We start from the raw sequence: 25,708 nt of genomic DNA on the forward strand, positions 1-25,708 counted from the left end.
CCGTCACCCGGGGTTCATCTCAGGCCTTTCCCAGCCGGTTCGCCGTGTGGACGGCCCGCAGGACCGCCGCCGCCTTGTTGCGGCACTCGGTGTCCTCGGCGACCGGGTCGGAGTCGGCGACGATGCCGGCGCCCGCCTGGACGTAGGCGGTGCCGTCGCGCAGCAGGGCCGTGCGGATGGCGATGGCGGTGTCGGAGTCGCCCGCGAAGTCGAGATAGCCGACGCAGCCGCCGTACAGCCCGCGCCGGGACGGTTCGAGTTCGTCGATGATCTGCATGGCGCGGGGCTTCGGGGCGCCGGAGAGGGTGCCGGCCGGGAAGCAGGCGGTGAGGACGTCGAAGGCGGTGCGGCCCGGGGCGACGCGGCCCGTCACCGTCGAGACGATGTGCATGACGTGCGAGTACTTCTCGATGGACATGAAGTCGACGACCTCGACCGAGCCGGGCTCGCAGACCCGCCCCAGGTCGTTGCGGCCCAGGTCGACGAGCATGAGGTGCTCGGCGCGCTCCTTGGGGTCGGCGAGGAGTTCGTCGGCGAGGGCCTGGTCCTCCTGCGGGGTGGCGCCGCGCCAGCGGGTGCCGGCGATGGGGTGGACCATGGCCCGTCCGTCCTCGACCTTGACCAGGGCCTCGGGGGACGAGCCGGCGACGTCGAACCCTTCGAAGCGGAACAGGTACATGTACGGCGACGGGTTGGTCGCGCGGAGGACCCGGTAGACGTCCAGCGCGCTCGCCGTGCACGGCGTCTCGAAGCGCTGGGAGGGCACCACCTGGAAGGCCTCGCCGGCCCGGATGCGCTCCTTGATGTCCTCGACGGCCTCCTGGAAGTCGGGGCCGCCCCAGAGCGCGGAGTACTCGGGGAGCTCGGACGGCGGCAGGACGGCGGGGGGCTGGGCCACCGCGCGCGAGAGGTCCGCCTCCATGGCGTCCAGACGGGCGATCGCGTCCGCGTACGCCTCGTCGACGCCGGTGTCGAGGTCGTTGTGGTTGATCGCGTTGGCGATCAGCAGGACCGAGCCCTCCCAGTGGTCCATGACGGCGAGGTCGCTGGTGAGGAGCATGGTCAGCTCGGGCAGCTTCAGATCGTCCCGCTCGCCGGGGCCGATCTTCTCCAGGCGGCGGACGATGTCGTAGCCGAGGTAGCCGACCATGCCGCCGGTGAAGGGCGGCATGCCCTCCTGGTGCGGGGTGTGCAGGGCCTCGATGGTGGCGCGCAGGGCGGCGAGCGGGTCGCCGTCGGTGGGGACGCCGACGGGCGGGGTGCCGAGCCAGTGCGCCTGTCCGTCGCGTGTGGTCAGTGTGGCGGCGCTGCGGACTCCGACGAACGAGTACCGGGACCAGGAGCGGCCGTTCTCGGCGGACTCCAGCAGGAAGGTGCCGGGGCGCTCGGCGGCGAGCTTGCGGTAGAGCGCGACCGGGGTGTCGCCGTCGGCGAGGAGCTTGCGGGTGACCGGGATGACCCGCCGGTCGGTGGCGAGCTTGCGGAACGTCTCGAGGTCCATGGCGGCTGACCTTACTGATCCACGGCGGCAGGGTCCGAACCGCCGTCCTTGAGCAGCACGTCCTCGTCGAAGCAGGTGCGGGCCCCGGTGTGGCAGGCGGCGCCGACCTGGTCGACCTTGATCAGCACGGTGTCGGCGTCGCAGTCCAGGGCGACGGACCTGACCCACTGGAAGTGGCCGGAGGTGTCGCCCTTGACCCAGTACTCCTGGCGGCTGCGGGACCAGTAGGTGCAGCGGCCGGTGGTCAGGGTGCGATGCAGTGCCTCGTCGTCCATCCAGCCGAGCATCAGCACCTCTCCGGTGTCGTACTGCTGGGCGATGGCGGGCAGGAGGCCGTCGGCGCTGCGCTTGAGGCGCGCGGCGATCTCCGGGTCGAGGCGGCTGGGCGTGCTGGTCATGTGGTCCATTGTGCCGGGCGCCACTGACAGGCCAGATGGAGTGTCCACTGATTGGAAAAGGCGGCGCGATGCGCCTCAATGGGGGGTGGTGGTCGGGTGACGGGTGGGCGGACCCGGTACTCGGTCGTAGGCTTGCCGCATGTCGACCCATGCCAAGCGTGAACGACTTCTCCTCGCCGATCTGTTGGAGACCGCGGGCCCGGACGCGCCCACCCTGTGCGAGGGCTGGACGACCCGGGACCTCGCCGCGCACGTGGTGGTGCGCGAGCGCCGCCCGGACGCCGCCGGCGGGATACTGATCAAGCAGCTCGCGTCGCGCCTGGACCGGGTGATGGCGGAGTACACCGACAAGCCGTACGAGGAGCTGATCCAGCTGATCCGTACGGGCCCGCCCCGTTTCTCGCCCTTCTCCCTCAAGCCGGTCGACGAGATGTCGAACATCATCGAGTACTACGTCCACGCGGAGGACGTCCGCCGCGCCCAGCCCGACTGGACCGCGCGCGAGCTCGACACGGTCTTCCAGGACGCCCTGTGGTCCCGTCTGGAGCGCACCGCCCGGCTGATGGGCCGCGGCGTCCCGACGGGCCTGGTCCTGCGCCGCCCCGACGGCCAGACGACGGTCGCCCAGCGCGGCACACCGGTCGTCACGGTGACCGGCGAGCCCTCCGAGCTGGTCCTGTTCTCCTACGGCCGGCAGAGCGCGGCCAAGGTCGACCTGGACGGCGACGAGAACGCGATCGCCAAGCTGCACGAGACGAAGCAGCTGGGCATCTGAGGCGGGGAGTCCCAGCAAAAGGGGCAGGGACTCCCAGCGAAGGGGTCAGGGCGAAGGCGTCACCGCACCGGGTGACCCGCCTCCCGCAGCGTGTCCTTGACCTGGCCGATGCGCAGGTCCCCGAAGTGGAAGACCGACGCGGCCAGCACCGCGTCCGCGCCCGCCGCGACGGCCGGCGGGAAGTCGGACAGCTTTCCGGCGCCGCCCGAGGCGATGACGGGGACGGTCACGTGCTTGCGTACGGCCTGGATCATCTCCAGGTCGTAGCCGTCCTTTGTCCCGTCCGCGTCCATCGAGTTGAGCAGGATCTCGCCCGCGCCCAGCTCGGCGGCCCGGTGCGCCCACTCGACGGCGTCGATGCCCGTGCCCTTCCGGCCGCCGTGGGTGGTCACCTCGAAGGAGCCCGGCTCGGTGCGGCGGGCGTCCACCGAGAGGACCAGCACCTGACGGCCGAAGCGCTCGGCGATCTCGCGGATCAGCTCGGGGCGGGCGATCGCCGCCGTGTTGACGCCGACCTTGTCCGCGCCCGCCCGCAGCAGCTTGTCCACGTCCTCGGCCGTGCGGACGCCGCCGCCGACCGTCAGCGGGATGAAGACCTGCTCGGCGGTGCGGCGCACCACGTCGTACGTCGTCTCGCGGTTGCCCGACGAGGCGGTGATGTCCAGGAACGTCAGCTCGTCGGCGCCCTCGGCGTCGTACACCTTGGCCATCTCGACGGGGTCGCCCGCGTCGCGCAGGTTCTGGAAGTTGACGCCCTTGACGACCCGGCCGTTGTCCACGTCCAGGCAGGGGATGACTCGGACCGCCAGGGTCATGAATCCACGGCTCCTCTATACGCTTCCACTTCGACCGACACCAGCACCCGCGAGTCGATGAAACCCTCCACGACCAGCAAGGTCGTGACCGGCCGTACGGTGTCGAACATTTCCTTGTGGGCCCGCCCCACCGCGTCGACGTCCCGCGCGTGGGCCAGATACACCCGTGTGCGGATCACGGAATCGGCCGTGAGTCCGAACTCGGCGATCGCCTCCAGGGCGGTGGTGAAGGCCACCTTGGCCTGCTCGTACGGGTCGCCCTCGCCGTAGAGCACATCGCCCTTGAAGGCGGTCGTGCCCGCGACCAGCACCCGGTCGCCCGCCTCGACGGCGCGTGCGAAACCGAAGGACTCTTCCCAGGGACTTCCGCTCTGCACGCGCCGGATGGTCATGACGACACAGCCTCCAAGGCCTCTTCCAGGGTGAACGCCTTCGCGTACAGCGCCTTCCCTACGATCGCGCCCTCGACACCGAGGGGGACCAGCTCGGCGATGGCCCGCAGGTCGTCCAGCGAGGACACACCGCCCGAGGCCACGACAGGGCGGTCGGTGGCGGCGCACACATTGCGCAGCAGCTCCAGGTTCGGGCCCTGGAGCGTGCCGTCCTTGGCGATGTCCGTGACGACGTACCGGGCGCAGCCCTCCTTGTCGAGGCGCTCCAGCGTCTCGTAGAGGTCGCCGCCGTCGCGGGTCCAGCCCCGGCCGCGCAGGGTCGTGCCGCGTACGTCGAGACCGACGGCGATCTGGTCGCCGTGCTCGGCGATGACCTTGGCGACCCACTCGGGGGTCTCCAGGGCGGCCGTGCCGAGGTTCACTCGCTTGCAGCCGGTGGCCAGGGCGGCGGCGAGGGTGTCGTCGTCGCGGATGCCGCCGGACAGCTCCACCTTGATGTCCATCGCCTGCGCGACCTCGGCGATCAGCTCACGGTTGTTCCCCGTGCCGAACGCGGCGTCCAGGTCGACCAGGTGCAGCCACTCGGCGCCGGACCGCTGCCAGGCGAGGGCGGCCTCCAGGGGGGAGCCGTAGGAGGTCTCCGAACCGGACTCGCCGTGCACCAGGCGGACCGCCTGGCCGTCACGGACGTCGACGGCGGGGAGGAGTTCGAGCTTCACGGAGGACTTCGGGGGCATCAGAGGGTTCCGATCCAGTTGTTCAGCAGCTGCGCTCCGGCGTCGCCGGACTTCTCGGGGTGGAACTGCGTGGCCCACAGGGCGCCGTTCTCGACGGCCGCGACGAACGGCTTGCCGTGGGTCGACCAGGTCACCTTGGGGGGCGCGAGGGTCGGGTTGTGCGTCTCCAGCGACCAGTCCTGGACGGCGTAGGAGTGCACGAAGTAGAAGCGGGCGTCCGCGTCCAGGCCGGCGAACAGCTGCGAGCCGGCCGCGGCCTCCACGGTGTTCCAGCCCATGTGGGGCACGACGTCGGCCTGGAGCGGCTCGACCGAGCCGGGCCACTCGTCGAGGCCGTCGGTCTCCACGCCGTGCTCGATGCCGCGCGCGAAGAGGATCTGCATGCCGACGCAGATGCCCATGACCGGGCGGCCGCCGGACAGCCTGCGGTCGACGATCCAGTCGCCGCGCGCCTCGCGCAGGCCCTTCATGCAGGAGGCGAAGGCGCCGACGCCCGGGACGAGCAGCCCGTCGGCGTTCATGGCCTTGTCGTAGTCACGCGTGATCTCGACATCGGCTCCCGCACGCGCGAGGGCCCGCTCGGCGGAGCGGACGTTGCCGAAGCCGTAGTCGAAGACGACCACCTTCTTCTGAGGGGTGCTCAATTCCACACCTCCAGCCTCACCACGCCGGCCACGAGGCACATCGCGGCGCCGATCGACAGCAGCACGATCAGGCCCTTGGGCATCTTCTGCTTGACGAAGGAGTAGATCCCGCCGACGAGGAACAGGCCGACGACGATCAGCAGGGTCGAGATGCCGTTCACAGGGCGCCCTTCGTGGAGGGGAGGATGCCGGCCGCGCGCGGGTCACGCTCGGACGCGTAGCGCAGGGCCCGGGCCAGCGCCTTGAACTGGCACTCCACGATGTGGTGCGCGTTGCGCCCGTAGGGCACGTGCACGTGCAGCGCGATCTGGGCCTGGGCCACGAAGGACTCCAGGATGTGCCGCGTCATCGTGGTGTCGTACTCGCCGATCATCGGCGCCATCTTCTCGGGCTCGGTGTGCACGAGGTAGGGGCGGCCGGACAGGTCGACGGTGACCTGCGCGAGGGACTCGTCCAGCGGGACCGTGCAGTTGCCGAAGCGGTAGATGCCCACCTTGTCGCCGAGGGCCTGCTTGAAGGCGGCGCCGAGCGCGAGGGCGGTGTCCTCGATGGTGTGGTGCGAGTCGATGTGCAGATCGCCCTCGGTCTTCACGGTCAGGTCGAACAGACCGTGCCGGCCGAGCTGGTCGAGCATGTGGTCGTAGAAGCCGACGCCGGTGGAGATCTCCGTCTTGCCCGTGCCGTCGAGGTCTATCTCGACGAGGACCGTGGTCTCCTTGGTCGTCCGCTCCACTCGTCCGGTGCGGCTCATTGACTCTGCTCCTTCTTCAGTGCACGGACCGCGTCGAGGAACGCGTCGTTCTCTTCGGGGGTTCCGGCTGACACCCGCAGCCACCCGGGGATGCCGTTGTCCCGGACCAGAACGCCCTGGTCGAGGATCTTCTGCCAGGCCGTGTGCGCGTCCTCGAACCTGCCGAACTGCACGAAGTTGGCATCGGACTCGACGACGTCGAAGCCGGTCGCGCGCAGTTCGCGCACCAGCCGGTCCCGCTCGGCCTTGAGCTGCTCGACGTAGCCCAGCAGCGTTCCGGTGTGCTCCAGGGCGGCCAGGGCGGTCGCCTGGGTCACGGCCGACAGGTGGTAGGGCAGCCGGACGAGCTGGACGGCGTCCACCACGGCCGGGTGCGCCGCGAGGTAGCCGAGGCGCAGGCCCGCCGCGCCGAACGCCTTCGACATCGTGCGCGAGACGACGAGGTTCGGGCGTCCCTCGATCAGCGGCAGCAGCGAGTCGCCGTGGCTGAACTCGATGTACGCCTCGTCGACCACGACCATCGACGGCTTGGCCGCCTGCGCGGCCTCGTACAGCGCGAGGACCGTCTCGGGCGGGACCGCGTTGCCGGTCGGGTTGTTGGGGGTGGTGATGAAGACGACGTCGGGCCGGTTCTCGGCGATGGCCTGCTCGGCCGCCGCCAGGTCGATCGTGAAGTCCTCGTTGCGGGGGCCGGAGATCCAGCCCGTGCCCGTGCCGCGCGAGATGAGCCCGTGCATCGAGTACGACGGCTCGAAGCCGATCGCCGTACGGCCCGGCCCGCCGAAGGTCTGGAGCAGCTGCTGGATGACCTCGTTGGAGCCGTTGGCGGCCCAGACGTCGGCCAGGCCGACCTCGTGGCCGGAGGTGTCCGTCAGGTACTCGGCGAGCTTGGTGCGCAGCTCGACCGCGTCCCGGTCCGGGTAGCGGTTGAGGTTGCGGGCCGCCTCACGGACCCGCTCGGCGATGCGCTCGACCAGCGGCTCGGGCAGCGGGTAGGGGTTCTCGTTGGTGTTCAGCCGGACGGGGACGTCCAGCTGGGGCGCGCCGTAGGGGGACTTGCCGCGCAGCTCGTCCCGTACGGGGAGATCGTCAATGCCTGTCACTTGCCTTCTGGAACCTTCCACCCGAACCTCGCCTTGATCGCCGCACCGTGTGCCGGCAGGTCCTCCGCCTCCGCCAGCGTCACCACATGGTGCGCGACCTCGGCCAGCGCGTCCTTGGTGTAGTCGACGATGTGGATGCCGCGCAGGAAGGACTGGACGGACAGGCCCGAGGAGTGGCAGGCGCAGCCGCCGGTGGGCAGGACGTGGTTGGAGCCGGCCGCGTAGTCGCCGAGGGAGACGGGGGCCCAGGGGCCGATGAAGATCGCGCCGGCGTTGCGGACCCGGTCGGCCACCGCCTCGGCGTCGGCCGTCTGGATCTCCAGGTGCTCGGCGCCGTACGCGTCGACGACCCTGAGGCCCTCGTCGACGCCGTCGACCAGCACGATCGCGGACTGCTTGCCGGACAGGGCCGGGACGATCCGGTCGTCGACGTGCCTGGTGGCCGCGATCTGCGGCTCCAGTTCCTTCTCCACGGCGTCCGCGAGTTCGACGGAGTCGGTGACGAGCACGGCGGCGGCCAGCGGGTCGTGCTCGGCCTGGCTGATCAGGTCGGAGGCGACGTGCACGGGGTCGGCCGTGTCGTCGGCGAGGACCGCGATCTCGGTCGGGCCGGCCTCGGCGTCGATGCCGATCCTGCCGGTGAAGTAGCGCTTGGCGGCGGCGACCCAGATGTTGCCGGGGCCGGTGACCATGTTCGCGGGCGCGCAGGACTCGGTGCCGTAGGCGAACATCGCGACGGCCGTGGCACCGCCGGCCGCGTACACCTCGTCGACGCCGAGCAGCGCGCAGGCGGCGAGGATGGTGGGGTGCGGCAGACCGTCGAACTCGGCCTGGGCGGGAGAGGCGAGGGCGATCGACTCGACGCCGGCCTCCTGCGCGGGCACCACGTTCATGATCACGGAGGAGGGGTACACGGAGCGGCCGCCGGGCGCGTACAGCCCGACCCGCTGGACCGGGACCCACTTCTCGGTCACGGCGCCGCCGGGCACCACCTGGGTGGTGTGCGTGTCGCGGCGCTGCGCGCGGTGGACGATCCGGGCGCGGCGGATGGACTCCTCCAGGGCCGCGCGCACGGCCGGGTCGAGTTCCTCCAGCGCGCGGGTGAGCGCGGCGGCCGGCACCCGTACCTGGTCGAGCCGGACGCCGTCGAAACGCTCGGCGAAGTCGATCAGCGCCGCGTCGCCCCGATGATGCACGTCCTCGCAGATCGGACGCACCTTCTCCAGGGCGGCCGCTACGTCGAAGTCGGCTCGGGGCAGCAGGTCACGCAGAGCGGTGCCCTCGGGGAGGACGTCGCCGCGCAGATCGATTCGGGAGATCACGTGGTCAATTCTCTCAGACCTGGCCGAGGCGTCGTCCGCGCGTATCAATGGCTGATACAGAAGCGCGCGGGAAGCCGGACGATCCCCTTCACCTTTCGCGTTCGGGGCGTCACCCAGCGGGCATGAACAGTTGTACGAAGAAACCAACCCGCGAGTACCCGGGGAGGAAGGGAAAGACGTGACCGAGGGGGCCGGCGTGCGTGCCGGGGATGTGCCCGAAGACCTGACCGCGGTCGAGGCCGGCATGTGGCAGGCCTTCCGCGACGGCAGCGTGTACGACCTGAGCAGCGGTGACCCGCTGGTGGACGATCCGCACGGCAGCCGGCCGTGGGGCGAGGAGCGGACCGTGCGGGCCCGGGTCGTCTGCTGGCTGCTTCTCGACGGCCCGCCCGCCCTGGCCGGCCGGGTGTCGGCGCTGAAGCTGGCCGGCATCCGGATCAGCGGCTCGCTGGATCTCGCGGGGGGCACGGTGGTCCCGTACGTCGAGATGCGCCAGTGCCGGTTCGAGCAGGACGTGCTGCTGCCGGAGGCCCGCTTCACGACCCTGCGGATGGTGGACTGCTCGGTGCCGCGCCTCGAGGCGGCCCGGGTGCACACCGAGGGCGATCTGCATCTGCCGCGCTGCCGCTTCCACCGCGGCATCCGGATCACGGACGCGCAGATCGGCACGGACCTGATGCTCAACCAGTCGATCGTGCACCGGGACCGCAGCGGCCGGTCGATCGCCGCGGACGGCCTGACCGTCGGCCAGGACTTACAGGCCGAGCTGCTGGAGTCGCACGGCGAGCTGAGCCTGCGCGCCGCCACCATCGGCGTCTCGCTGAGCCTGCGCGGCGCGCGGCTGGCCAACCCCTACGAGCGGCTCGCGCTGAACGCCCCGCAGCTGACCGTCGAGCGCAGCCTGTATCTGACCCCGGCGGGCGTCGGCGCGCAGGCGATGAGCGGGATGACCCCGGCGCGCGGCACACGGATCCAGCGGTTCGAGTGCGAGGGCGGGATACGGCTCGACGACGGGCGGTTCGGCGACGCCGTCGACTTCGAGCGGGCCCGGTTCGCCCTCACCGAGGACCAGGAGCTGTCGCTGCGCCGGGTGCAGACGCCCGAGCTGCGGTTCCTCGGGGAGCATCCGGCCCGCGGGCGGGTGGTGCTGTCGGGGGCGAAGATCATCAACCTGATGGACCGGGCGGACGCCTGGCCCGGCCCGGGGCGGCTGCACATGGGCGGCTTCGCCTACGAGAACCTCGTGCCGCGCGGCCCGTTCCCGCTGGCCGAGCGGCTGGACTGGGTGGCGGCGGCGACCGCCGAGTACAACCCGGAGCCGTACGAGCGTCTCGCGTCCGTGCTGCGGGCCGGCGGGGAGGACGAGGACGCCCGCGAGGTGCTGCTCGCCAAGCAGCGCCGGCACCGCGAGAGCCTGCCGCCGGCCGCCAAGCTGTGGGGCTATGTGCAGGACTGGACGGTCGCCTACGGGTACCGGCCGGGCCGGGCCGCGGTGTGGATGGCGGTGCTGTGGGCGGCGGGTTCGTTCGCCTTCGCGCAGGCCGGCCATCCGCCGCTGAAGCGGGGCGAGCATCCGGAGTGGAGCCCCACGCTCTTCACTCTCGATCTGCTGCTGCCGGTCATCGACCTGGGCCAGGTGGGCTTCTGGCAGCTGCGCGGGGGCTGGCAGTGGCTGGCGACCGCGATGATCCTGCTGGGCTGGATCCTGGCGACGACGGTGGCGGCGGGGGCCACACGCCTGCTGCGGCGCAATTGATGTTGCTGGTGTGACCACAGTTGTTGAACTGTCACACCTTTACCTTCTCTTGACCATCGGGCGTACAACTTTCAGCGAGTTCCCCGAACCATCTGGCGTCGCTGTGACCAGCGGTCTTTCAATGGTCGACACCATGGCTCTGCAGCTCCCGTTCATCCGCGCGAGCCGGATGACAAGGACCGCCTCTCACCTCGTCGGCGGGCCGTGCGCCGACGACGAGGTGCTGCTCGACGCGCCCGACGCGCGGCTGAGTCCGGTACTGGTCGCCGCCGCCCGCGGCGATCACGGACCGGCCGCCGGGCTGCTCCACGCCACCCGCGCGGCGGCCGAGTGGGAGCGACGCGACCGGTACGTGACCCGGCTGGCCGCCTTCGCCCACTCGCGCCCCGAATGGCTGGACGCCTGGCTCGCCACCGCCCCGCACGACCCCGACGCGCTGCTGGTCGGGGCCCAGCTGGCGGTGGACCGCGCCTGGCTCTCGCCGGCCCGCACCGAGCTGCTGCGCGAGGTGAGCCCGCTGCTCACGGCCGCGGCCCGGGGCGACCAGCGGGACCCGGTGCCGTGGCGGCTCGCGCTCGACCACGCGCGGGGCGCGCAGGCCGGGCACAAGTACTTCGAGGAGCTGTGGGCGGCGGCCGTACGCCGCTCTCCGCACCACTACGGCTCCCATGTGGCGGCCCTGCGCTATCTGGCCGCCTACTGGCACGGTTCGCACCAGGAGTGCTTCGACTTCGCCGACCGGGCCGCACAGGACGCGCCCGCCGACGCGCTCGCCCAGGCGCTCCCGCTGCGGGCGGCCTTCGGCTACCTGACCGACGGCTGCGGACCCGAGGTGCCGCGCGAGCGGCTGGACGCTGCCGCCGACCGGGCGATCGCGCTGTCCCCGCTGCTGCCGGCGGCCGACCCCTGGCCCGCCCGGATGCGGAACCTGCTGATCTTCGTCCTGGTGTGCCTGGAGCGCTGGCAGGACGCCGCCGGGCAGCTGCGGCTGAACGGCCCGTACGCCACCTCGTTCCCCTGGGATCAGGTGTCGGAGGACCCGCTCGGACACTTCCTGCGGGTACGCGACGAGGTCCTGGCCGCGACGGCAGGTCAGCCGCCCTGGCATCCACGGAGTGAACGGGGCGGACGAGTCCGCCCCGGCGACCATTAGGCTTTTGCGTCGTGACCACCGTCCGGCTCCCCCTCTTCCCCCTGAACTCGGTGCTGTTCCCGGGGCTCGTGCTCCCGCTCAACGTCTTCGAGGAGCGGTATCGCGCCATGATGCGCGAGCTGCTGAAGACCCCGGAGGACGAGCCGCGCCGGTTCGCCGTCGTGGCGATCCGCGACGGCCACGAGGTGGCCCCGAGCGCGCCCGGCATGCCCGACCCGACAGCCCTGCCCGACCGGGGCCCCCTGGCCGGTTTCGGCGCGGACCCGGTCAAGGCGTTCCACAAGGTGGGCTGTGTGGCGGACGCGGCGACGATCCGGGAGCGGACCGACGGCTCCTTCGAGGTGCTGGCGACCGGCACCTCCCGGGTGCGGCTGCTGTCCGTCGACGCGTCCGGCCCCTTTCTGACGGCCGAGCTGGAGATGCTGCCCGAGGAGCCCGGCGATGAGGCCGCGCCGCTGGCCGAGGGGGTGCTGCGGTCCTTCCGCCAGTACCAGAAGCGGCTGGCCGGCGCGCGGGAACGCTCCCTGGCGACCGGTGCCGAGCTGCCCGACGAACCGGGCGTGGTGTCGTATCTGGTGGCGGCGGCGATGATGCTGGACACCCCGTCCAAGCAACGCCTGCTCCAGGCCCCCGACACGGCGTCCCGCCTGCGCGACGAGCTGCAACTCCTTCGCTCGGAAACGGCCATCATCCGTAATCTGCCGTCGTTGCCGGCGTCGGAACTGACGCGCGGCCCGATGAGCCTCAACTGAAGCGGACCGGCATGGCGAAGAAGTCGAAGAAGCAACAGCAGCCGGGGGGCACGCCCGCCACGGTCGCGCTCACGACGGCGGGCGTGGACTTCACCGTCCACTCCTACGACCACGACCCCGCCCACCCCTCCTACGGCGAGGAGGCGGCCGAGGCGACGGGCGTCTCACCCGACCGGGTGTTCAAGACGCTGGTGGCGGACGTCGACGGCACGCTGACGGTCGCGGTGGTCCCGGTGGCGGGCCAACTGGACCTCAAGGCCCTGGCGGCAGCGGTCGGCGGCAAACGCGCCACGATGGCCGACCCGACCCTGGCGGAACGCACGACGGGCTATGTCAGGGGCGGCATCTCACCCCTGGGCCAGCGCAAGAAACTCCCGACGGTCCTCGACGAGTCGGCGTCGTCCCACCCCACGATCTGCGTCTCGGCAGGCCGGAGGGGCTTGGAGGTGGAACTGTCCCCGGAGGCCCTCCAGAAGCTGACAGAAGCGGTCTTGGCTTCCATCGGTCGGCCGTAGCCCGCTTGGCTGCGCACCCACCCGCCCCCAGCCCCAACACCGAGCACCTACGCGGCAGGCGGCGCCTCATAAGGCCCGTGCTCGAACTCCGGCTCGGGATCCCGAGGCCCGAACAACGCCGTAAGCCCCAGATGCAACACCAGCGCGGCAAGCGGCCAGGCCAGCAACGCTCCCTTCGCCCCCAGCTTCAGCGGCGCGGAGAACGTCACCCCCCGCCCCACATCCCGCGCCCGCGCGATGACATCCTCCGCGGGCCCGAGCCACACCCCGAGCCGCCACGCCAGCAACGACCCGAGCAGCCCGCCGACGGCCAGTCCCACCACCAGCGGCACACCCCCGCGCCGCCGCAGCAGGAACACGACCAGCGCGCTGACGACCCCGAAGCCCAGCGCGAGCAGCGTGAACGTGCCGTCGACCCCGACGGCCTGCTCGCCCTCGGTGTCCTTGAGGTAGACGACCCAGTTGCCCTCGGCCACGTCACCGACCAGCGGCACGTGCGGCGCGAGCCACCACCAGAGCACGCCGAGCAGCACCCCGCCCAGCGCCACGGCGAGCGAGATCACGGCGGCTTCCCGCACTTCGGTCTTCATTCCGGGGCCGTCCTGTCCGTACCAGCCGTGCCCGGCGCCTTCGGCGTACTCGGCGTGCTGAGACCCGGGAGCCTGGGGCCCGTTCGCCCCGGGTCCGGCGGCCGGCGGCTGCCACGCGTCCTGCGCGGAACGTTCATGCGGTGGAGGTGGCGGAGTCAGTGGTGCGGTCACCCTGCCATCGTGCCAGTCCCGCCTGTGCGCCGCGTCACCGGACGACCGCTCCGCGCTCACCGGACGGCTGCCCGGCGGTACGCCCAGGTCGCCACGGCCAGCGAGACGACGCCCACCACCCCGCACACGGCGAGGTCACCGAGCACGAAGGCCCAGTCGGGATGCGGCCCGAACGTCCGCGCGAAGGCCTCGACCCCGTAGGTCGACGGCAGCAGGTCCCGTGCGAAGCGCACGACCTCCGGCATCCGGTCCGCCGGCAGCACGCCCAGCAGCAGCGCCGCCGACATGCCCAGCTGACCGAGCAGCGTGGCCAGTTCCGGCCGGGGCGCGAGCAGCCCCAGCGCCGCCCCCAGCCCGGCGAGCGCGGCGCCCGCGAGCGGGATCACTGCCATGAGGACCCACAGATGGGCCAGCGGCAGCCCGAACAGGGCACAGCCGAACACCGCCGTCACGATGGTTCCCGGCACGGTGAACGAGGCGTACGCGCCCGCCGCGCCCAGCACCACCGCCGCCGGCGGCACCGGCAGGGTCGCGTAGTGGTCGAGTCCGCCACTGGCGCGCAGCTGCCCGAAGTACTGCGCGAGCAGGTTCAGCGCGACGAAGGCGACGACCAGGACCGACGACCCGGCGACGACCGCCTGCGCCTCGGCCCCGTCGTCCACGACGCCACGCATCAGGATCATGATCCCGATCGACTGGAAGGTCGCCACGAACAGCAGGGGGATCCGCGCGACCCGCGCCCGGGAGAGCTGTGCCCGGTACACGGCCGCCAGCGAGGGCCACAGCCGCGCCCTGGGCCCGAGCTCGGCCGCGCACGCGGCGGGCTCCTCCGCGGCCAGGGCACTGCCCGGCAGGACATCGGCGGGTACGACACTCACGTCGCGCTGCTCCCCTTCGCTCGGGTCCACTGCGGCAGTCGCCCTGTTCGGTACGTATGCGGCGGCCTGTGTGCTCAAGCCCTCCGCGCTCAGGGCCCCGGTGCTCCTCACGCCTTCACCAGCCCCTGCTGCACGGCACCGCCCAGGGCGAGGTACACGTCCTCCAGGCTCGGCGTGGCCAGCGTGAAGTCGTCCAGGGCGGCGAAGGCGGCCCCGCCGGTGACGGTGGCGACGACCGCCCGGGCCTCCTCGGGCCCGAGCCGGAGCGTCCAGCGGCGGCCCGACTCCACGACGCGGTCCCGCAGGGCGGCCACCTCGGGGACGTGCAGCGGCGCCGCGTCCCGCCACACCAGCTCCACCCGCACCTCACCGGCGACCTGTTCCTTGAGCCCGGCCGGGGTGTCGCAGGCGATCACCTTCCCCCGGTCGAGGACGGCCACCCGGTCCAGTACGGTCTCGGCCTCGATGACGTTGTGGGTGACGAGCAGCACGGTCGTCCCGCGCTCGGCACGTCGCCGGTCGACGGCGGACCACACGGCCCGCCGCGCCACCGGGTCCATGCCGGAGGTCGGCTCGTCGAGCACGAGCAGCGACCGCTCCCCCACCAGTGCCGCGGCGAAGCACGCCAGGCGCCGCTGGCCCCCGGAGAGCTTCTTCAGCGGCCGCCCGGCGAGCGGCGCGAGCCCAAGCTCGTCGAGTACGTCGTCCCGCTCGGCCCGCGCGGCCCGTACGTCCAGGCCGCGCAGCCGCCCGGTGGTCTCGGCGGCGAGCGACACGGTGAGCTCGTCGAGGGCGGTCGACTCCTGCCCGAGGTAGGCGAGGATGCGCGCGGCCCGCTCCGGGTGGCGGACGATGTCGTGGCCGAGGATCTCCACGCTGCCGCGGTCGGGCCGCATCAGCCCGGTGAGCTGCCGTACGAGGGTGGACTTGCCGGCGCCGTTCGGTCCGAGCAGGCCGAAGATCTCGCCGCGCCGGATGTCCAGCCGTACATCGTCCGTGGCCCGGACCTCGGGTGTTCCGGGCGCGCCGCGCCGGCCCCGGACGGCCGGATAGGTCTTGGTCAGCCCGCGGACCGCGCACACGACGTCACCATCGTGCCGAAATGCCTGTGCCGCGCGCTTACTCACAAGGGACGAGACTACGGGGTCCAGAACCCCGGCCGGTTCTCGGGTCGGTCCATTCCGGGAAATCCGCTCGCAAGGACTCAGTCACCGACGGGCGTGTGCTCCACGCCCGTGCGCACGCCGATCTCCCGCCAGAAACCGGCCCGGATGGCGTACCGGTCCCGCTCGTCGATCTGGTCGTCCTTGTGGGCGAGCAGGCCGAAGCGGGCGGCGTAGCGCAGCAGCTCCCCGTCGACCCGGTGCGGGATGCGCGGGTACATCCCGGACAGCTTCGGCAGATGGCCCTGGTCGCCGAGGCGCTCCACCCAGCGCCGCGCGAAGACCTGCCCCACCTCGTACGGGTCGCCGCCGACCGTGGTGATGTCCTCCTCGCGGTCGGCCCACCGCTGCTCGGCCGTGGTCAGCTGGGCGAGCGTCGGCATCGAGGCGGCTTCTGGGGGCTCGGCCGTGGGCCGGTCGACCCAGCCCTTGTCGGAGGACCAGCGGAGGGTGGCGGAGGCGGGGGGCTGGGCGGGCTGGGTTCCGGGGGCGCGCAGGGCCGCCAGGTCTTTGGGCGTGGGGACGCCTTTGGGGGCGGGGACCCGCTCCTCGGTGCCGTTCTGCCCGGGGCCGGCCACGGGATGCGGGGGCGGCGGGGCGGGCCGCTCGGCCGAGGCGGCGAGGGAGGACTCGGGCAGCGGCGCGGAGAGGATCGCGGCGATTTCGGGCCGGGGCACGGGCTGCGGGGCGCACACGCCGGTGTACTCCTTGGCGCGGACCGCCTTGGTGATCCACGTCCGGTCCAGGACGCGCCGCTCGTCGGCCTCGGCGACCAGGTCCTCGGACTGGTTGTAGTCGCCGTCGGCGGCCTGGACGGCCCACAGATGGACGGCGACGCCGTGCTCCTTGGCGGCCATCATGCCGGGCAGCAGGTCGCCGTCGCCGGTGACGAGGACGACGTCGGAGCAGGCGCGGTTACGGGCCAGCTCGGTGAGCTCGGCGTGCATCGCGGCGTCCACGCCCTTCTGCGCCCAGCGGCCGTCGCTGCGGGTCAGGGCGCCGAGCCGGACGGTGACCCGGGGCATCACGCGCAGCCTGCGGTGCTCGGGCTGCGGGACGCGGTCGGGGGCGCCGTCGAACCAGTAGATGCGCAGCAGGGGCTGCTGCGTATCGGACTCGGCGCGTTCGCGCAGCCCCTGGATGAGGGCCGTGTGGTCGACGGTGATGCGGGATCGTGAGGGCTCCCCGGCGAGGAGACTCGCCGCCGCTCCCAGCAGATACCCGGCGTCCACCAGGACGATGCAGCGGTCCACACGACTCACCCTCTTCCCAGGAGGTTTGCTTCGGGCTTGCTTCGAGTCTGCCCGACGGCGCGGAGGTTAACGGCCGGAACTCGATCTTCGGCGTGGCGTTTCCGGGGTTCCCCCTCCGACCAGCCCTGTCACGCACGGTAATTGTCCGACATGCGATCGTTGTCGGCCTGTGTGAATCTGGTCCCGGCCCTGGCCCCTAGATCCCCCACAGGAGGCATCACCATGGCCAAGAACAAGAACCGTGAACGCAAGCAGCGTCCCGCCGAGCGTGGTCCGCGGACGGACCGCGGTCCCGTGGCGCAGACGGAGCACCAGCCCGAGGCCGAGGCGGCCCCCGGCGATGTGGCGACCCACAAGCGCAAGCGCAGCTTCGGCCACAACTGACATCTGCGTGACGGGTCGTTGAGACCCACTCACTTGCGCATATGCGTGAGGGGCGTACCCGGTACCGGGTACGCCCCTCACGCGCATCGAGAGCCCTCAGCCGGCCAGGCAGGACGGTCCGAGCAGCACCTTCAGGTCACCGAAGAGCGCCGGGTCCGGCTTCACCCGGTGCCGGTCCAGACGGAGCACGGTGGTCTTGGTCGGTCCCTGGAGCTTGATCCGGACCTCGCTGTCGCCCTTGTGGTGGCTCAGCACCTCGCCGAGACGGCTGACCAGCGGCGGGGTGACCCGGGTGGCCGGGATGGTGAGGATCACGGGCGCGTTGGTACCCGCGTTCGACAGGTCCGGCACCATCAGCTCCATCGCGACCAGCCGTGGGATGTCCTCACGCTTGTCGAGGCGCCCCTTGACGAACACCACGGCGTCCTCGACGAGTTGCGTCGACACGAGCTGGTAGGTCGCGGGGAAGAACATGCACTCGATCGAACCGGCGAGGTCCTCGACGGTGGCGATGGCCCAGGCGTTGCCCTGCTTGGTCATCTTGCGCTGGAGGCCGGAGATGATGCCGCCGATGGTCACCACGGAGCCGTCGGAATAGTCACCTCCGGTCAGCTGGGAGATGCCCGCGTCCGCCTTGTCGGACAGGATGTGCTCCAGACCGAACAGCGGGTGGTCGGAGACGTACAGGCCGAGCATCTCCCGCTCCTGGGCGAGCAGATAGGTCTTGTCCCACTCGTCGGGGGAGAACTCCACGTCGAGACCGAAGCCCGGCTCGCTGGTCTCGGCCTCGCCCATGCCGCCGAAGAGGTCGAACTGGCCCTCGGCCTCCTTGCGCTTGACCGCGACCACATTGTCGATCATCGGCTCGTAGTGCGCGGTCAGACCCTTACGGGTGTGGCCCATGGCGTCGAAGGCGCCGGCCTTGATCAGCGATTCGGTGGTGCGCTTGTTGCAGACCACCGCCTCCACCTTGTCGAGGTAGTCCGGGAAGGAGACGTACTTGCCCTTCGCCTTGCGGCACCTGATGACCGACTCGACGACGTTCGTGCCGACGTTGCGGACGGCGGAGAGGCCGAAGAGGATCACGTCGTCGCCCTGGGCCGCGAAGTTGGACATCGACTCGTTGACGTCCGGCGGGAGCACCTTGATGCCCATGCGGCGGCACTCGTTGAGGTAGACGGCCGACTTGTCCTTGTCGTCCTTCACCGAGGTGAGCAGGGCGGCCATGTACTCGGCGGGGTGGTTCGCCTTCAGATACGCGGTCCAGTACGAGACCAGGCCGTACGCGGCGGAGTGCGCCTTGTTGAACGCGTAGCCGGCGAAGGGGACCAGCACGTCCCACAGGGCCTGGATGGCCTCGTCGCTGAAGCCCTTCTTGCGGGCGCCCTCCTGGAAGAGGACGAAGTTCTTCGCCAGCTCCTCGGGCTTCTTCTTGCCCATGACGCGGCGGAGGATGTCGGCCTCGCCGAGCGAGTAGCCGGCGATGATCTGGGCGGCCTTCTGCACCTGCTCCTGGTAGACGATCAGGCCGTGGGTGACGTCCAGGACCTCCCTGAGGGGCTCTTCGAGCTCCTTGTGGATGGGCGTGATCTCCTGCTGGCCGTTCTTTCGAAGGGCGTAGTTCGTGTGGGAGTTCATGCCCATCGGGCCCGGGCGGTACAGGGCCGACACGGCGGAGATGTCTTCGAAGTTGTCCGGCTTCATCAGCCGGAGCAGGGAGCGCATCGGGCCGCCGTCGAACTGGAAGACGCCGAGGGTGTCGCCACGCTGGAGCAGGTCGAAGGTCGTGGGGTCGTCGAGCGGGAGGCTCAGGAGATCGATGTCGACCCCCTTGTTGGACTTCACCATCTTGACGGCGTCGTCCATGATCGTCAGGTTGCGCAGGCCGAGGAAGTCCATCTTCAGCAGGCCGAGCGACTCACAGCTCGGGTAGTCCCACTGGGTGATGGTGACCTTGTCCGTGTGCCTGACCCAGACGGGGACGTGGTCGGTGATCGTCTCGCTGGACATGATCACGCCGGCGGCGTGCACACCCATCTGGCGGACCAGGCCCTCGACGCCCTTGGCGGTGTCGATGACCTTCTTCACGTCCGGCTCGTTCTCGTACATCCCCCGGATCTCGCCCGCCTCCGAGTAGCGGGGGTGCTCGGGGTTGGTGATGCCGTCGAGGTTGATGCCCTTGCCGAGGACGTCGGCGGGCATGGCCTTGGTGAGGCGGTCGCCCATCGCGTACGGGTAGCCCAGCACGCGCGCGGAGTCCTTGATCGCGTTCTTGGCCTTGATGGTGCCGTAGGTGCCGATCATGGCGACCTTGTCGGCGCCGTACTTCTCCGTCACGTACCGGATCACCTCGACGCGCCGGCGCTCGTCGAAGTCGATGTCGACATCGGGCATGGAGATGCGCTCGGGGTTGAGGAACCGCTCGAAGATCAGGCCGTGCGGGATGGGGTCGAGGTCGGTGATGCCGAGGGCGTAGGCGACGATCGAGCCGGCCGCGGAGCCTCGGCCGGGGCCGACCGCGATGCCCTGCTTCTTGGCCCACATGATGAAGTCGGCGACCACGAGGAAGTAACCCGGGAAGCCCATCGAGATGATGGTGTCCATCTCGTACTCGACCTGCTTGGTGCGGTCGTCCGGGATGCCCTCCGGGAAGCGGCGCTCCATGCCGCGCAGGGTCTCCTCGCGGAACCAGCTGACCTCCGTGTACCCCTCCGGGATGTCGAACTTGGGCATCAGGTCGCGCTTCTCGAACATGCCCGTGGTGTCGACCATCTCGGCGATGAGACGGGTGTTGGCGCAGCCCTCCTGCCAGGCGTCCGAGGAGTCGATGGCGTACATCTCGTCGGTGGACTTCAGGTAGTAGCCGGTGCCGTCGAACCTGAAGCGGTCGGGGTCGGAGAGGTTCTTGCCGGTCTGGATGCACAGCAGGGCGTCATGGGCGGACGCCTCGTGCGAGTAGGTGTAGTGCGAGTCGTTGGTGACCAGCGGGGGGATGCCGAGCTTCTTGCCGATCTCCAGCAGGCCGTCGCGGACCCGGCGCTCGATCTCGATGCCGTGGTCCATCAGCTCCAGGAAGTAGCGCTCCTTGCCGAAGATGTCCTGGTAGTCGGCGGCGGCCTTGAGGGCCTCGTCGAAATGGCCGAGGCGCAGCCGGGTCTGGACCTCGCCGGAGGGGCAGCCGGTGGAGGCGACGATGCCCTCGGACCACTGGGAGATGGTCTCCTTGTCCATCCGGGGCCACTTCTGGAGCCAGCCCTCCGCGTACGCGTCGGAGGACAGACGGAAGAGGTTGTGCAGGCCGGTGCTGTTCACCGCCCACATCGTCTTGTGGGTGTAACCGCCGGAACCGGAGACGTCGTCCCGCTTCTGGTGCGGCTGGCCCCACTGGATCTTGCGCTTGTTGCGGCGGGACTCGGGCGCGACATACGCCTCGATGCCGATGATCGGCGTGACCCCGGCCTTCTGCGCCGTGTGGAAGAAGTCGTACGCCCCGTGGAGGTTGCCGTGGTCGGACATGGCGATGTGCGACATGCCCATCTCGTTGCACGCGTTGAACATGTCCTTCAGCCGCGCGGCACCGTCCAGCAGCGAGTACTGGGTGTGGACGTGCAGGTGCGTGAACGGCGGCTTTGACACGGCAGCGGCCTCCAGAGAAAACGTACGTCGAATGGGGTCCGACAGGCTGCGCACAGTCTGGGGGACAGCGTCGAAGTCTATGCCTCGGCACTGACACTCCGAGGGCTGACCCGCGTACCTTCATGCGAGGGTCCGGGGCACTCCCGCGACCCGCCGCACGTTAGTCAAAGGGCGGACCTGCCGCCCTGAAACATCTGCACCAGGAGGCACCCAGCGATGTCGTTCCCGCCGCTCGACGAGGAGCACCGCGGTGAGGAGATCCTCGCCGTCTTCGACACCGCCTTCGGCCAGCTGCTGGCCGCCGACCCGGCCGCGTTCCGTGTGAAGTTCCGGAAGATGGCGGCCTCGGCGTTCGCCTTCTACCGGGGCACGGCGTGCCTCTTCTACAACGACCTGGAGGCGGAGAAGCGGGGCGGCCCGTACCTGGACGAGCGCACCTCGCGCGTGTGGATCCACGGCGACCTGCACGCGGAGAACTTCGGCACGTACATGGATGCGAACGGCCGGCTGATCTTCAACGTCAACGACTTCGACGAGGCCTACGTCGGCCCCTTCACCTGGGACCTGAAGCGCTTCGCCGCGTCCATCGCGCTGATCGGGTACGCGAAGGCGCTCAGCGACGAGCAGATCTCCGAGCTGGTGACGATCTACGCGGTGTCCTACCGCGAGCGGGTCCACGCCCTGGCCACGGGTGCGAAGAGCGACGAGGTGCCGCCGTTCACGCTGGACACCGCGCAGGGCCCGCTGCTGGACGCGCTGCGTGACGCCCGCTCGCTGACCCGGTTCGGCCTGCTGGAGTCGATGACGGAGATCCGCGACTTCGAGCGCCGCTTCGCGCCGGGCGGCGGCTCCGTCGAGCTGGACGCGGCCACGCGCTACAAGGTCCTCGCGGCCTTCGACGGCTATCTGGAGACGCTGCCGGACAGCTCCCTGGCCCGCCCGGACTCCTACCGGGTGAAGGACGTCGTCGGCCGGCGCGGCATCGGCATCGGCTCGGCGGGGCTGCCCTCGTACAACATCCTCCTGGAGGGCCACAGCGACGCCCTGGAGAACGATGTCGTGATCTACATCAAGCAGGCCCAGACCCCGGCCGTCTCCCGGCACATCACGGACCAGGCGATCCGCGGCTACTTCCAGCACGAGGGGCACCGTACGGTCATCTCCCAGCGCGCCCTCCAGGCCCACGCCGACCCGTGGCTGGGCTGGACGGAGCTGGACGGCTCGGGCCAGCTGGTCGCCGAGGTCTCGCCGTACGCGGTGGATCTCGACTGGGGCGACATCGACGACCCGGAGGAGATCGCCCAGGTGGTGGCCGACCTCGGCCGGGCGACGGCCACGATGCACTCGGCGGCGGACGACCAGTCCGGGGAGTCCCTGGTGCCGTTCTCCACGGAGCGGGCCATCGACGCGGCGATCGCGGCCGACGAGGACGGCTTCCCGCCGCTGCTGGTCGACTTCGCGCACAGCTACGGCGCACGCGCGCGTGCCGACCACCAGACCTTCGTGGACCTGTTCCGCAACGGCCGGATCCCGGGGCTGTAGGCCGGGGCTTTCGCCGTCCGCTCTCCCACAGGCATCCTTTAGGGGTCCCTTACCGGCCCCCATGACAGACTCTCCTTTCGCTATGGACATATCCGGGATCCAGCTCAGAGCCGTACGCGCGGCGCTGTTCACGGCAGTGGTCGTGACGCTCAGCACCGCGTCGCACGTGCTGCTGTCCCAGGTCCCGCTCCCGATGGGCACGGTGGCCGCGGTCGCCGCCGCCGTGTTCGTGATCGCGTACGCCCTGGCGGGCCGTGAACGCTCCTTCGGGAGGATCGCGGCCCTGCTGATCCCGCTGGAACTGGCCGCCGACACGGTGTTCACCACAGGTCAGCACGCCTGCTACGGCAGGGCGGGCGGCCCGGTCGCCGGTCCGTTGCGTTCGGTCGGCCTGGACGTGCTGTGCGGGGGCGGCGAGGTCGGCACCCCGCTGGCCCGGATGGCCGGGGCCACCGGCACCGACCGGCTCGCGGCCGCGGTCGCGCATGCCGACCCGGCCACCGCCTGGCTGCTGCTCGGCGCGCACATCGGCGTGGGCCTGGTCGCCGCCGTCTGGCTGCGCCGCGGCGAGCGGGCCCTGGCCCAGCTGCTGCGGGCCGTAGGAGCCACGACTTTCCGGCCGCTGCTGCTGGCGGTCGCCGCGGTCGCGGTGGAGCGGGCTCCGGCCGGGCGGTGTCTGCCGTCGCGTGCCGCCGACCGCACGCCCACCGCCCGCGACCGGATCCTCACGTACTCCCTGGGGCGGCGTGGACCGCCGTGCTCGCCCGCCTTCGTCTGAGGCGCTCCCGCACTTTTCGAGCTTTCGAGCACAGGCAGTCCCCCTACGCATTCCGCACACCCACGTGTGCGCGTCCCCTTACGGAGAACATCACCATGAGCAAGCGGAACACCCAGGCGGCGAAGACGGCGGCCCGCGAGCGGCTGCGCGTCGAGCGTGAGCGCGAGGCCAAGCGCGCGAAGGCCAAGCGGCAGATCGTCGTCGCCTGCTCCATCGTCGGCGTCCTGGCGATAGCCGGCGGCATCAGCTACGCGGTCGTCCAGGCCAACAAGCCCAGCTACTGGGAGGGCCAGAAGGACGCCAAGGTCGTCACGCCGGCCAACACCACGGGCACCAAGGGCACCACGGTCGTCATCGGCAAGGACTCGGCCAAGAAGACCCTGAAGGTCTACGAGGACCCGCGCTGCCCCGTGTGCGCCCAGTTCGAGCAGACCGTCGGTCCGACCGTGAAGAAGGACATCGACGACGGCAAGTACAAGATGCAGTTCATCGGCGCCACGTTCATCGACAACAAGGACAACGGCGAGGGCTCCAAGAACGCGCTGAGCGCCATGGGTGCCGCGCTGAACGTGAGCGACGCCGCCTTCCTCGACTACAAGGCGGCGCTGTACTCGGCGAAGAACCACCCGGAGGAGACGACCGACAAGTTCAAGGACGACAGCTACCTCATCAAGGTCGCGAACACCGTCCCCGAGCTGAAGGACAACAAGAAGTTCCAGGACGCGGTCGAGAAGGGCACCTACGACGCCTGGGCGATGGCCATGTCGAAGACCTTCGACGACAACAAGGACGGTGTGACGGGCACCCCGGGCTTCGTCATGGACGGCAAGCAGCTCACCGCCGACAGCCAGGGCACGCCGCTGATGACCGTGGCCGACTTCAACAGGGTGGTCGGCGAGGCCCTCAAGAAGTGACGGCCGGTCCGGTACGGGCCACCGTGTGAAGAGCGGGCGAACTTCCGGAGTTCGCCCGCTCTGGTGCGTACCGATCAGTAACCTGATCGTCCGTGACCAGTCGATACAGATCATCGAAAACGTCCGAGGGCATCAACTCCCTCAACCCCCGCCGCCGTACGGTCGTCAAGGCCGCGGCGGCGACCGCTGTCCTGGCCGGGCCGCTCGCCGCCTCCCTGCCCGCGCGCGCCGCCGGCCAGGCTCCCGCCTTCCTGCACGGCGTCGCCTCCGGTGACCCCCTGCCCGACGGCGTCCTGCTGTGGACCCGTGTGACCCCCGTCCCGGAGGCGATACCCGGCTCCGGGCTGGGCCCGGACACCGAGGTGAGCTGGGTCGTCGCCGAGGACCGGGCGTTCACCGCGATCGTCGCCAAGGGCTCCACCACCGCGAGGGCCGCCTCCGACCACACGGTGAAGGCCGACATCCGCGGCCTGAGGCCGGCCACCGACTACTGGTTCCGCTTCTCCTCCGGGGGCACCGACTCCCCCGCCGCGCGCACCCGCACCGCCCCGGCGGCCGACGCGGCCGTCACGAACCTCCGCTTCGGCGTGGTCTCCTGCGCCAACTGGGAAGCCGGCTACTTCTCCTCGTACCGCCACCTCGCGGCCCGCGGCGACCTGGACGCCTGGCTGCACCTCGGCGACTACATCTACGAGTACGGCACCGGCGAGTACGGCACGCGCGGCACGGTCGTACGCCCGCACGCCCCGGCGCACGAGATCGTCACGCTCGCCGACTACCGGATCCGGCACGCGCGGTACAAGACCGACCCGGACCTCCAGGCCCTGCACGCCACGGCTCCGGTCGTGGCGATCTGGGACGACCACGAGTTCGCCAACGACGCCTGGTCGGGCGGTGCCGAGAACCACACGGAGGGCGCGGAGGGCGCCTGGTCCGCCCGCCAGGCCGCCGCCAAGCAGGCCTACTTCGAGTGGATGCCGGTGCGTCCGGCGATCGCGGGCACCACCTACCGCCGGCTGCGCTTCGGCAAGCTGGTCGACCTCTCGCTGCTGGACCTGCGCTCCTTCCGCTCGCAGCAGGTCAAGGTGGGCAACGGCGAGGTCGACGACCCGGACCGCACGCTCACCGGCCGCGCCCAGCTCGACTGGCTCAAGGCGGGGCTGAAGGCGTCCGACACCACCTGGCGGCTGGTCGGCAACTCGGTGATGATCTCGCCGTTCGCCATCGGCTCGCTCTCCGCCGATCTGCTGAAGCCCCTCGCCAAGCTGCTCGGTCTGCCGCAGGAGGGCCTGGCACTCAACACCGACCAGTGGGACGGCTACACCGACGACCGCCGCGAGATCCTCGCCCATCTGCGCGCCAACGCGATCCGCAACACGGTCTTCCTCACCGGCGACATCCACATGGCCTGGGCGAACGACGTGCCGGTGGACGCCGGCACGTACCCACTGTCCCCGTCCGCCGCCACGGAGTTCGTCGTCACCTCGGTCACCTCGGACAACCTCGACGACATCGTCAAGGTCCCGGAGGGCACGGTCTCCGCGGTCGCCTCACCCGTCATCCGCGCCGCCAACCGGCACGTCCACTGGGTCGACACCGACCGCCACGGCTACGGCGTCCTGGACATCACGGCCGAGCGCGCGCAGATGGACTACTACGTCCTCTCCGACCGCGCGAAACGCGACGCGACCGCCAAATGGACCCGCTCCTACCGCACCCGCAACGGCACGCAGAAGCTCGAGCGGGTCTACGACCCGGTGTAAGGCCGTCTATGAAAAAGACACC

25 protein-coding genes are annotated in these 25,708 nt (G+C 70.8%); 10 read left to right on the forward strand and 15 right to left on the reverse strand.

Features of this window, described 5'->3' with window-relative positions:
* Nucleotides 1–19: 19 nt before the first annotated feature.
* Together ACFT32_RS40080 and hisI are read right to left on the reverse strand one after the other, a co-directional pair.
* Complete coding sequence (locus tag ACFT32_RS40080) at nucleotides 20–1,501, reverse strand: anthranilate synthase component I (protein WP_382499023.1); 1,482 nt, start codon at nucleotides 1,499–1,501, stop codon at nucleotides 20–22.
* An 11-nt stretch (nucleotides 1,502–1,512) separates the two neighbouring features.
* Entirely contained in the window at nucleotides 1,513–1,899 is a 387-nt protein-coding gene (hisI, locus tag ACFT32_RS40085; protein ID WP_382499025.1) for a phosphoribosyl-AMP cyclohydrolase, read from the reverse strand.
* Nucleotides 1,900–2,038: 139 nt separating this feature from the next.
* On the opposite strand from hisI, the gene ACFT32_RS40090 reads away from it, so the two are divergent.
* On the forward strand, nucleotides 2,039–2,674 hold the full coding sequence (locus ACFT32_RS40090) for a TIGR03085 family metal-binding protein (protein ID WP_382499027.1): 636 nt from the start codon (nucleotides 2,039–2,041) through the stop codon (nucleotides 2,672–2,674).
* A gap of 59 nt (nucleotides 2,675–2,733) precedes the next feature.
* Here ACFT32_RS40090 and hisF read toward each other — a convergent pair whose 3' ends face one another.
* Genes hisF through hisD form a run of 8 tightly spaced genes read right to left on the reverse strand, consistent with a single transcriptional unit; the run spans nucleotide 2,734 to nucleotide 8,438 of the window.
* Complete coding sequence (gene hisF / locus ACFT32_RS40095; protein WP_382499029.1) at nucleotides 2,734–3,489, reverse strand: imidazole glycerol phosphate synthase subunit HisF; 756 nt, start codon at nucleotides 3,487–3,489, stop codon at nucleotides 2,734–2,736.
* A complete protein-coding gene (locus tag ACFT32_RS40100; protein ID WP_382499031.1) occupies nucleotides 3,486–3,881 on the reverse strand; it encodes a RidA family protein in 396 nt (131 codons plus the stop codon). Before ACFT32_RS40100 ends, hisF begins: the two co-directional genes overlap by 4 nt.
* Nucleotides 3,878–4,618, reverse strand: a complete 741-nt coding sequence (gene priA / locus ACFT32_RS40105) for a bifunctional 1-(5-phosphoribosyl)-5-((5-phosphoribosylamino)methylideneamino)imidazole-4-carboxamide isomerase/phosphoribosylanthranilate isomerase PriA (RefSeq protein WP_382499034.1) — start codon at nucleotides 4,616–4,618, stop codon at nucleotides 3,878–3,880. Before priA ends, ACFT32_RS40100 begins: the two co-directional genes overlap by 4 nt.
* Nucleotides 4,618–5,262: an imidazole glycerol phosphate synthase subunit HisH gene (hisH, locus tag ACFT32_RS40110; protein ID WP_382499037.1), complete on the reverse strand. Its 645-nt coding sequence runs from the start codon at nucleotides 5,260–5,262 to the stop codon at nucleotides 4,618–4,620. The genes priA and hisH overlap by 1 nt, the downstream gene beginning before the upstream one ends.
* On the reverse strand, nucleotides 5,259–5,423 hold the full coding sequence (locus ACFT32_RS40115; protein ID WP_189729006.1) for a hypothetical protein: 165 nt from the start codon (nucleotides 5,421–5,423) through the stop codon (nucleotides 5,259–5,261). The genes hisH and ACFT32_RS40115 overlap by 4 nt, the downstream gene beginning before the upstream one ends.
* Nucleotides 5,420–6,013 (reverse strand): imidazoleglycerol-phosphate dehydratase HisB, encoded by a 594-nt coding sequence (gene hisB, locus ACFT32_RS40120; RefSeq protein WP_030248649.1) that lies wholly within the window; start codon nucleotides 6,011–6,013, stop codon nucleotides 5,420–5,422. Before hisB ends, ACFT32_RS40115 begins: the two co-directional genes overlap by 4 nt.
* Nucleotides 6,010–7,116 (reverse strand): histidinol-phosphate transaminase, encoded by a 1,107-nt coding sequence (locus tag ACFT32_RS40125; RefSeq protein ID WP_382499041.1) that lies wholly within the window; start codon nucleotides 7,114–7,116, stop codon nucleotides 6,010–6,012. The genes hisB and ACFT32_RS40125 overlap by 4 nt, the downstream gene beginning before the upstream one ends.
* The gene (gene hisD / locus ACFT32_RS40130) at nucleotides 7,113–8,438 is read right to left on the reverse strand and encodes a histidinol dehydrogenase (protein ID WP_382499043.1); all 1,326 of its coding nucleotides are present in this window, start codon (nucleotides 8,436–8,438) and stop codon (nucleotides 7,113–7,115) included. Before hisD ends, ACFT32_RS40125 begins: the two co-directional genes overlap by 4 nt.
* A gap of 178 nt (nucleotides 8,439–8,616) precedes the next feature.
* Here hisD and ACFT32_RS40135 point away from each other — a divergent pair, with 178 nt between their 5' ends.
* The 4 genes from ACFT32_RS40135 to ybaK all read left to right on the forward strand — a co-directional run bounded on the left by ACFT32_RS40135 (nucleotide 8,617) and on the right by ybaK (nucleotide 12,614).
* Nucleotides 8,617–10,194, forward strand: a complete 1,578-nt coding sequence (locus ACFT32_RS40135; protein WP_382499046.1) for an oxidoreductase — start codon at nucleotides 8,617–8,619, stop codon at nucleotides 10,192–10,194.
* A 121-nt stretch (nucleotides 10,195–10,315) separates the two neighbouring features.
* Nucleotides 10,316–11,347, forward strand: a complete 1,032-nt coding sequence (locus ACFT32_RS40140; RefSeq protein WP_382499049.1) for a hypothetical protein — start codon at nucleotides 10,316–10,318, stop codon at nucleotides 11,345–11,347.
* Between the two features lie 11 nt (nucleotides 11,348–11,358).
* The gene (locus tag ACFT32_RS40145) at nucleotides 11,359–12,099 is read left to right on the forward strand and encodes an LON peptidase substrate-binding domain-containing protein (RefSeq protein ID WP_382499051.1); all 741 of its coding nucleotides are present in this window, start codon (nucleotides 11,359–11,361) and stop codon (nucleotides 12,097–12,099) included.
* 11 nt (nucleotides 12,100–12,110) lie between these two features.
* Nucleotides 12,111–12,614 carry a Cys-tRNA(Pro) deacylase gene (gene ybaK, locus ACFT32_RS40150; RefSeq protein WP_382499054.1) on the forward strand — a complete coding sequence of 168 codons (504 nt, stop codon included), beginning with the start codon at nucleotides 12,111–12,113 and terminating at the stop codon, nucleotides 12,612–12,614.
* Nucleotides 12,615–12,661: 47 nt separating this feature from the next.
* Here ybaK and ACFT32_RS40155 read toward each other — a convergent pair whose 3' ends face one another.
* The 4 genes from ACFT32_RS40155 to ACFT32_RS40170 all read right to left on the reverse strand — a co-directional run bounded on the left by ACFT32_RS40155 (nucleotide 12,662) and on the right by ACFT32_RS40170 (nucleotide 16,669).
* Nucleotides 12,662–13,375 carry an AAA family ATPase gene (locus ACFT32_RS40155; RefSeq protein ID WP_382499055.1) on the reverse strand — a complete coding sequence of 238 codons (714 nt, stop codon included), beginning with the start codon at nucleotides 13,373–13,375 and terminating at the stop codon, nucleotides 12,662–12,664.
* Between the two features lie 56 nt (nucleotides 13,376–13,431).
* Entirely contained in the window at nucleotides 13,432–14,253 is an 822-nt protein-coding gene (locus ACFT32_RS40160; RefSeq protein WP_382499057.1) for an ABC transporter permease, read from the reverse strand.
* Nucleotides 14,254–14,360: 107 nt separating this feature from the next.
* Complete coding sequence (locus tag ACFT32_RS40165; RefSeq protein ID WP_382499059.1) at nucleotides 14,361–15,335, reverse strand: ABC transporter ATP-binding protein; 975 nt, start codon at nucleotides 15,333–15,335, stop codon at nucleotides 14,361–14,363.
* 122 nt (nucleotides 15,336–15,457) lie between these two features.
* Nucleotides 15,458–16,669 carry an NYN domain-containing protein gene (locus ACFT32_RS40170; RefSeq protein WP_382499061.1) on the reverse strand — a complete coding sequence of 404 codons (1,212 nt, stop codon included), beginning with the start codon at nucleotides 16,667–16,669 and terminating at the stop codon, nucleotides 15,458–15,460.
* A gap of 222 nt (nucleotides 16,670–16,891) precedes the next feature.
* Here ACFT32_RS40170 and ACFT32_RS40175 point away from each other — a divergent pair, with 222 nt between their 5' ends.
* A complete protein-coding gene (locus ACFT32_RS40175) occupies nucleotides 16,892–17,053 on the forward strand; it encodes a hypothetical protein (RefSeq protein WP_382499063.1) in 162 nt (53 codons plus the stop codon).
* A 96-nt stretch (nucleotides 17,054–17,149) separates the two neighbouring features.
* Here the strand turns inward: ACFT32_RS40175 and dnaE are convergent, their stop codons facing one another.
* On the reverse strand, nucleotides 17,150–20,689 hold the full coding sequence (gene dnaE / locus ACFT32_RS40180) for a DNA polymerase III subunit alpha (RefSeq protein ID WP_382499066.1): 3,540 nt from the start codon (nucleotides 20,687–20,689) through the stop codon (nucleotides 17,150–17,152).
* Nucleotides 20,690–20,905: 216 nt separating this feature from the next.
* Here dnaE and ACFT32_RS40185 point away from each other — a divergent pair, with 216 nt between their 5' ends.
* From ACFT32_RS40185 to ACFT32_RS40200, 4 genes are all read left to right on the forward strand, one after another.
* Nucleotides 20,906–22,231, forward strand: a complete 1,326-nt coding sequence (locus tag ACFT32_RS40185) for a DUF2252 domain-containing protein (RefSeq protein WP_382499067.1) — start codon at nucleotides 20,906–20,908, stop codon at nucleotides 22,229–22,231.
* An 82-nt stretch (nucleotides 22,232–22,313) separates the two neighbouring features.
* Nucleotides 22,314–23,009, forward strand: coding sequence for a hypothetical protein (locus ACFT32_RS40190; protein WP_382499069.1), 696 nt, complete (start codon nucleotides 22,314–22,316; stop codon nucleotides 23,007–23,009).
* A gap of 95 nt (nucleotides 23,010–23,104) precedes the next feature.
* Nucleotides 23,105–23,923: a thioredoxin domain-containing protein gene (locus ACFT32_RS40195; protein ID WP_382499072.1), complete on the forward strand. Its 819-nt coding sequence runs from the start codon at nucleotides 23,105–23,107 to the stop codon at nucleotides 23,921–23,923.
* A 92-nt stretch (nucleotides 23,924–24,015) separates the two neighbouring features.
* Nucleotides 24,016–25,686 carry an alkaline phosphatase D family protein gene (locus ACFT32_RS40200; RefSeq protein WP_382499074.1) on the forward strand — a complete coding sequence of 557 codons (1,671 nt, stop codon included), beginning with the start codon at nucleotides 24,016–24,018 and terminating at the stop codon, nucleotides 25,684–25,686.
* Nucleotides 25,687–25,708 lie beyond the last annotated feature (22 nt).

This window comes from Streptomyces sp. NPDC057002, assembly GCF_042673825.1.
Classification (GTDB): domain Bacteria; phylum Actinomycetota; class Actinomycetes; order Streptomycetales; family Streptomycetaceae; genus Streptomyces.